Annotated in this window: 8 protein-coding genes; all 8 read right to left on the reverse strand. The window is 52.8% G+C overall.

Annotated features, from left to right (window positions below):
* Positions 1-110 (reverse strand): 16S rRNA (cytosine(1402)-N(4))-methyltransferase (gene mraW, locus AC9UG7_RS00675; protein WP_509583099.1); only part of this gene is annotated, 110 nt, incomplete at its 3' end.
* Between the two features lie 6 nt (positions 111-116).
* The gene (gene mraZ / locus AC9UG7_RS00680) at positions 117-545 is read right to left on the reverse strand and encodes a division/cell wall cluster transcriptional repressor MraZ (protein WP_509583101.1); all 429 of its coding nucleotides are present in this window, start codon (positions 543-545) and stop codon (positions 117-119) included.
* 296 nt (positions 546-841) lie between these two features.
* Positions 842-1,615 carry an RNA polymerase-binding protein DksA gene (dksA, locus tag AC9UG7_RS00685; protein ID WP_509583102.1) on the reverse strand — a complete coding sequence of 258 codons (774 nt, stop codon included), beginning with the start codon at positions 1,613-1,615 and terminating at the stop codon, positions 842-844.
* A 568-nt stretch (positions 1,616-2,183) separates the two neighbouring features.
* The gene (locus AC9UG7_RS00690) at positions 2,184-3,254 is read right to left on the reverse strand and encodes a CobW family GTP-binding protein (protein WP_509583089.1); all 1,071 of its coding nucleotides are present in this window, start codon (positions 3,252-3,254) and stop codon (positions 2,184-2,186) included.
* A 69-nt stretch (positions 3,255-3,323) separates the two neighbouring features.
* Positions 3,324-4,541 carry a class I SAM-dependent rRNA methyltransferase gene (locus tag AC9UG7_RS00695; RefSeq protein ID WP_509583091.1) on the reverse strand — a complete coding sequence of 406 codons (1,218 nt, stop codon included), beginning with the start codon at positions 4,539-4,541 and terminating at the stop codon, positions 3,324-3,326.
* Complete coding sequence (locus tag AC9UG7_RS00700; RefSeq protein WP_509583093.1) at positions 4,538-5,476, reverse strand: tyrosine recombinase XerC; 939 nt, start codon at positions 5,474-5,476, stop codon at positions 4,538-4,540. The genes AC9UG7_RS00695 and AC9UG7_RS00700 overlap by 4 nt, the downstream gene beginning before the upstream one ends.
* A gap of 18 nt (positions 5,477-5,494) precedes the next feature.
* Positions 5,495-6,202: a DUF484 family protein gene (locus AC9UG7_RS00705; RefSeq protein WP_509583095.1), complete on the reverse strand. Its 708-nt coding sequence runs from the start codon at positions 6,200-6,202 to the stop codon at positions 5,495-5,497.
* Positions 6,199-7,053 carry a diaminopimelate epimerase gene (dapF, locus tag AC9UG7_RS00710; RefSeq protein WP_509583097.1) on the reverse strand — a complete coding sequence of 285 codons (855 nt, stop codon included), beginning with the start codon at positions 7,051-7,053 and terminating at the stop codon, positions 6,199-6,201. The genes AC9UG7_RS00705 and dapF overlap by 4 nt, the downstream gene beginning before the upstream one ends.
* Positions 7,054-7,130: the final 77 nt, after the last annotated feature.

Raw genomic sequence — 7,130 nt, forward strand, 5'->3', positions numbered from 1 at the left:
CCGCCTCGGCCAAAGGTTGTGTCGACATAAGTGGCTTCGGCCTGGACGTCCAGCGCCTCGACCGCCTCCTTCAACATGACGGTGGTGTGTGCCCATTCAGTTGTTGCCATTCCACGTTAAATCGAAAAATCCCGCAGCACATCTGGCATATCGCCTTGCATGGCCTGGGCTTCCTGAGCGTCATAAGTGGACTTGTCCCACAGTTCAAAGTGGCTGCCCATTCCTAACAAAATCGTTTCCTTGGTGATGTGTGTAGCGGCTCGCAGTTCAGGGGAAATCAACACTCGACCCGTAGCGTCCATGTCTACATCCATGGCATTGCCCAGAAAAATACGTTTCCACCAATGTGCGGTCATGGGCAATGCGGCCACACGCTCACGGAACTTTTCCCATTCGCTGCGGGGAAACAGCATCAAACAACCGTGCGGATGTCGGGTGATGGTCAGTTGTCCGGCGGCAGTCGCGCTCAGCACATCACGGTGCCTTGTGGGCACCGACAAACGGCCTTTGACATCCAGACTCAGCGACGACGCACCTTGAAACACAGCAATACATCCCTTCAAGACAAAACAAGTTCAAAAATGCGATGAAATTCACATTTTTCCACTTATTACCACTTGTTTGCACTTTAACAGAGATTTATTGAAATACCAATCAAAATTACGGTTTTATAAATAAAATCAACGACTTAGAGCTTAAATCAAATATGAATACTTTTAAAAAAATCGATACACAATAAGCACTTAGAGTTTTATTTAAAAGTGTTTTATCAGCTTTTTAAGCAAAAAAAATGCAGACCGGTGGGGGTCTGCATGTGGGAGATAAGGCACAAGGACTGAAATTAATCGCCAAACATTTTTTGCTTGAGTTCGCGACGTTGCTGCGCTTCGAGTGACAAGGTAGCCGTGGGCCGTGCAATCAAACGACCGACCCCGATAGGTTCTCCGGTTTCATCGCAATACCCGTAGTCGCCGCTGTCGATACGGGAGATGGACTGTTCGATTTTCTTCAACAACTTGCGCTCACGGTCGCGAGTGCGCAATTCGAGAGCATGTTCTTCCTCGATGGTGGCGCGGTCTGCGGGATCAGGCACGATGACTGTATCTTCACGCAAATGCTCGGTGGTTTCACCTGCGTTGACCAGAATGTCAGTTTTGAGTTGCACCAGTTTGTGCCGAAAGAAAGCCAATTGCAAACTGTTCATGTACTCGTCATCAGGCATGGCAATCACTTCAACATCAGTGATGGTTTCGGCTGATTTGGTTTTCCAATTATGGGCTAGCTTGGGATCTTTGACGGGAACCACAGGAACCACTGCAGGCAAAGCTGGCGTGGACATAGGACCGTAGCTGGATTTGGCCGTGGTCGATGCCACGCTTTGCCCAGGAGGCGGCGGCATCATGGCCATGGCTTTGGCGGCACGTGGTGATTTTTTCGCCACTTCAGCGGCAACAGGGGTGGGCGCAGTTGACACTTTGGCAGCGGTCACTTTAGCGGGAGAGGCGGCAGATTTGCCAGGGGTTGGTTTGGTCGCACGGGTCACGGATGGGGTAGCAGTTTTTGCAGTGGTGGGTTTCTTGGCGGAAAGTGGTGTCTTGACCGGGGTCTTAGACACTTTGCCTTGTCGAACGGCTGTTGTAGTTTTGGCGACTGCTTTTTTGACAAGTACAACTTTGGGGGTTTTTGATGGCGGCGTCACTGTTTTTTTCGCGGCACCGCTCTTGGTTGAATTTTTGGCTGGCACCGGTTTTTTGGCTGGCGCCAGTTTTTTGGCTGGCGCCGGTTTTTTCAGCGGGGCTTTTTGGGCTGGCAATGCTTTTTTAGCTGGAACGGCTTTTTTGGCAACAACCTTTTTCACGGGCGCCGTTTTCTTTGCGGCTGTCTTTGCGACGGGTTTTGTTGTCACTGCTTTTTTGGCAGCCACAGGTTTTTTAGCAACGGCTTTCTTGGGCGCAGGCGCGGCTTTTTTGGCGATTGGTTTTTTTGCTGGCACTTTAGCGGTTGTTTTCAACTTGGCCTTGGCACTGGCTTTGTGTGGGGTAGATTTCACTGCTCATCTCCTGTCAGCCGGGCCCGGGAAATTCAAAGAAAACTTCCCGACTGCTGTTATTTTTTACATATTGACCAACTTCTTCTTGCAATAAGGCGTTATCACTTGCTAACCATTGGCGCGCGGATTGTACTCAGCTTACACATTGTTCTAATCCTTGCATGAAAATATCTCTGGGTAAATCGATACCAATGAATACCATTTTGCTCATTCGCTTCTCATTTTTCTCCCAAGGCTGGCCTAAATCGCTGCCCATGAGTTGGTGAACGCCCTGGAAAATCACTTTGCGCTCGGTGCCTTTCATGTGCAACACGCCTTTGTATCGCAGCATGCGTGGCCCGTAAATGTTGACAATCGCGCCCAAAAAATCTTCCAACTTGGCCGGGTCCAACGCACGCTCGGCTTTGAACACAAAGCTTTTCACGTCATCGTCGTGGTGATGGTGGTGACCATGGCCTTGACCCGACACATGGTCATGGTCGCTATGGTGGTCGTGTGCATGCGAGGGATGGTCGCAATGCTCGCCGTCATGGTGATGGTGGTCGTGGCCTTCATTCAAAAAGTCTGGATCAATTTCCAGCGTGGTGTTCAGGTTGAAGCCACGCAAATCAAACACCTTGTCAATGCCGATCTCGCCGAAATGCACGATATGCTGAGGCGCGCGCGGGTTCATATGCTTGAGACGGTGCTGTAAAGCCTCAAGTTCATCTTTGGAAACCAACTCGCTTTTGCTGATGAAAATTTGATCCGCAAAGCCGATTTGACGACGCGCTTCTTGGCGGTCATTCAGGGTTTGTGCGGCATGTTTGGCGTCCACCAAGGTCAACACCGAGTCAAGCAAAAAGCTCTCGGCGATCTCATCGTCCATGAAAAATGTTTGGGCCACAGGTCCGGGATCGGCCAAACCGGTGGTCTCGATGACGACGCGGTCAAAGTCGAGTTCACCTTTGCGTTTTTTCTCGGCCAGCTCCTGCAAGGTCGTGCGCAAGTCTTCGCGTATGGTGCAACACACACAGCCGTTGCTCATTTGCACAATATGTTCTTTGGTGTCAGACACCAAAATATCGTTGTCTATGTTTTCTTCGCCAAATTCGTTTTCAATGATGGCAATTTTGTGGCCATGGTCTTCGCTGAGCACGCGTTTGAGCAAAGTGGTTTTGCCGGCGCCTAAAAAACCGGTCAATACAGTAGCGGGGATCAACATGAGACATCAACCTTCATCAAAACAAACCTCAAAAGTGGGGGCAGTGTAGCCATGATTCAAGACAGTGGCTTACTTCTTCATCAGAATTAGGCCTTTTAAATATTCGCCTTCCGGGAAATTCACCGTCATCGGGTGGTCGGGTGCGGCCTGGACACGCTCCAGAATGTAAGCGTCTACACCTGCATCAGTCCCTGCAGATGCGACGATTTTGTGAAAAAGTTCTGGGGGAATTCCGCCCGAACAACTGTATGTAAACAATACACCACCTGGCGCCAGCAGTTTGAAAGCCCAGCGGTTGATGTCTTTGTATGCACGCGCCGCGCGGTCTGCATGGGCAGCACTGGGTGCAAACTTGGGCGGATCGAGCACGATGCCATCAAACTGCTTGCCCTCTTTGTGCAAACTGCGCAAACTGGCGTTGACATCCGCATCCATGAACACCTGACGTTCAGCATCAAAGCCGTTGCGGCTCACATTGGCTTGCGCTTTGGCAATCGCTGGAGCGGATGAATCAATCGACGTGACTTGCGCACCATCGCTCAATGCACCGCTTTGCCGCATGCCGCTCAAAGCCGCCACACTGAAGCCACCGGTATAGCAATAGCAGTTCAATACTTGACGCAGATTCAAACGTTGTGCGTACTCGGCAAACTTCAAACGGCTGTCGCGCTGATCCAAATAAAAACCTGTTTTATGTCCTTCAACGATATCCAGCGCCAGCGACCACTGGTGCTCTTGAATCACGATTTGCGTGTCGTCGTTGCTACCGTCGGCGCGATACAGCCAACCAGTGACGGGGCCCAAACCTTCCAACGCACGCACACCCGAATCGGAGCGCTCAAACACACGTTTGGCACCAGTGTGCAACACCAGCGCTTTGACAATCTCGGCTTTGAATCGCTCCGTACCAGCTGATAAAAATTGCGCCACCAGCGTGTCGTCATAGCTGTCCACAATCAGGCCTGGCAATCCATCTGCTTCGCCGTGAATCAGTCGCACGCCATTGCTCGGCACTTGCAAACGCGCGCGCATGGCGACAGCCGCCGCCACTTGTTTTTCAAAGAAGGCTGCGTCTATTCTTTCCTCGCTTTGAAAACTCCAGATGCGGGCACGTATGCGCGAGGTCGGGCTGAATGCGGCCCAGCCTAAAAACTGACCGGTTTGTGATTCAACCCGCACGGTTTCGCCAGGGTCGCCGCCGCCTTTGGCAATAGCGCTGTCAAACACCCAGGGGTGATAGCGCAAAGCAGAACGTTCTTTGCCAGCTTTGAGTTGTATGGTTTTCATGGGGTTTTTCGTCGTGCTCGCGGGTGCGCCGCGTCATAGGCTTTGGCCAGGTGCTGGTAATCGAGTCGGGTGTAAATCTGAGTCGTGCTGATGTTGGCGTGACCCAGCATTTCCTGCACGGCCCGTAAATCGCCGCTGGACTGCAACACGTGGCTGGCGAATGAATGCCGCAACATGTGCGGATGCACGGGAGTGCTGATACCGGCTTGCAAACCCCTTGCACGCAAGCGCTGCCAGATGGCCTGCGAAGTCAAACGGGTGCCGCGTATGCCGACAAACAAAGCGGTCTGAGACTTGGCGTGGTCGGGCAACTGCTGGGCACGCACACTGATCCAATATTGCACAGCTGCAAGGGCTTGGCTACCCACCGGCACGTTGCGTCGTTTTTCACCTTTGCCCAGCACATGGGCTTCAGCACTGTCGGTGTCTATCCAACCGCGTGCCGTGCTGCTGGCCTGCACATCCAGACCGGTGAGTTCGGCGACGCGCAAACCGCTGCTGTAGAGCAACTCCACCATCGCGATATCACGCGCCTGCAACCACGGGTCTTGCTCTTCGTTATGGTGCGAGGCCAGTTGCACCGCATCATCCACATTCAATGCCTTGGGCAAATGCTTGGCCGCTTTGGGAGCGCGCATGCCGGCGAGTGGATTGCTGCTGACCAGACCTTCGCGCCCGAGCCAGGCATAAAAACCGCGCCAACCTGAAGTGATCAATGCAATGCCGCGCGGTGTGCGACCACTGCTGTGCATGTGCGCCATCCAACGCCGCATGTGGTGGGCTTGCACCTCAGTTAACGCCACTTTGTCTTTGTTGGCCAAGGTTTGTAAGCGTTGCAAATCGCCGGTATACAAAGCCACGGTGCGTGCGGCCAGGCGCTTTTCAAACTGCGCATGCGCCAGATAGCGTTGCACAAGTTCAGCGTCTTCAGACATTGGCTGTGCGTGAACCGTTCATTGCAAACGCGTGAGCGCTGCGGCGGCCAGCTCAGCAATGCGGCTCAATACATCGGTGCCCATGGACGGGTGAAACCGCTGCGGGTCAGGAGAAGCCAACACCAGCAAACCCATACAGTCGCCTGTGCTTGCGTTGTCTGCAGCATCGGTCCAAGGTGTGGCGTTGTTACGCAAGGGAAGCAATGCCACCGACTGCGCTTCGTGAGGATGTGCCAGCCATTGCACGGCTTCAAAATCGTTGTTGGCGCCGCAATAAGGTGCGCTCAAACCTTGCGTAAAGCTTTTCACATCTTCACTGATGTTTTGTGCAAAAGCTTTTTTCTGAAATTTGTCAGCGACTTTCCAGACACGCAAAGCCACCTGCGGCACCATGAAGTGATGCTGAATTTCAGTGACGATGGCTTGGGGCAAATCGGCCGGTTGTTGAAGAATCAACAAACTTTGCGCCCAGCGATGTAAACGATCGGCCAGCACCGCGTTGTCGCTGCCATTGCGAATCATCTCCATCATGCGTTGTTCCAGTGCACGGATTTTTTCGCGCAGCATGTCAGCTTGGCGCTCCTGAAGACTGACGGCACGCTGCCCGTGTGGATTGACGATACGCACTGTGGAGAGCAATTGCGCATGGCGATCAAAAAAGTCAGGTGTATTCACCAAAAAATTGGCGATGTCGTCTTCGGTGATCGGGTTGATCGGGTTGTTCATTGGTTAATCTCCATCTCGCCATGAAATACGGTGGTTGCAGGACCGGTCATGTAAACCGCATGCCCCGCGCCCTGCCATTCAATCGTCAAATTGCCGCCATGTGTTTGCACTGACACTTCACTGTCAAGTAAGCCTTGACGAATGCCTGCCACCACAGCCGCACAAGCCCCGGTGCCACAAGCCAAGGTTTCACCCGCGCCGCGCTCGAACACACGCAACTTGATGTGCGAGCGCGACACCACTTGCATAAAACCGGCATTCACACGGTTGGGAAACGCAAGATGGTGTTCAATCAATGGGCCTTGATGAGAGACTGGCGCCTGTTCGACATCAGGCACGGTCATGACCGCGTGCGGATTGCCCATGGAGACAACGGCCACATCAGCGTGCTGTTGGCCCAGCGTCAATCGCCATAACAAGTTTTGTTCATTCACCGGCATTGCGTGAACGGGATTGAAAGGAATACGCGGCAAGTCCAGTACAGGCTCACCCATATCCACCTGAACTTGCCCATCAGGCAATTCGTTCAATGTGATGATGCCACCGTGCACTTTGACCCGCACTGTGTGTTTTGGTGTTAGACCTTGTTCACGCACAAAGCGCACAAAACAGCGTGAGCCGTTGCCACATTGTTCAACCTCGCCGCCGTCAGCGTTGTGTATCACGTACTCAAAATCCACATCCGGTGTAGGTGCGGCCCGCACGCTCAGTATTTGATCGGCACCAATACCGAAATGTCGGTCGGCCAAGAAACGGTAATCGGCAACAGTCAGCCCAAGCAAGCCTTGTGTTTCGTCGAGCACAATGAAATCATTGCCCGCGCCTTGCATTTTGGTAAATCGGATACGCATACGCCGATTATCATGCCTGACCCACTACCTGTCTCTTATACACATCTGACGCTGCCGACGATCTTACGCGTGTAGAT

It is taken from the genome of Limnohabitans sp. (genome assembly GCF_046052765.1).
Lineage (GTDB): Bacteria > Pseudomonadota > Gammaproteobacteria > Burkholderiales > Burkholderiaceae_C > Limnohabitans.

What these genes read in the sequence shown, in the direction of transcription:
- dapF (WP_509583097.1), bottom strand. Translation starts at nt 7,053, where the DNA reads ATGCGTATCCGATTTACCAAAATGCAAGGCGCGGGCAATGATTTCATT.
- AC9UG7_RS00705 (WP_509583095.1), bottom strand. Translation starts at nt 6,202, where the DNA reads ATGAACAACCCGATCAACCCGATCACCGAAGACGACATCGCCAATTTT.
- AC9UG7_RS00700 (WP_509583093.1), bottom strand. Translation starts at nt 5,476, where the DNA reads ATGTCTGAAGACGCTGAACTTGTGCAACGCTATCTGGCGCATGCGCAG.
- AC9UG7_RS00690 (WP_509583089.1), bottom strand. Translation starts at nt 3,254, where the DNA reads ATGTTGATCCCCGCTACTGTATTGACCGGTTTTTTAGGCGCCGGCAAA.
- AC9UG7_RS00695 (WP_509583091.1), bottom strand. Translation starts at nt 4,541, where the DNA reads ATGAAAACCATACAACTCAAAGCTGGCAAAGAACGTTCTGCTTTGCGC.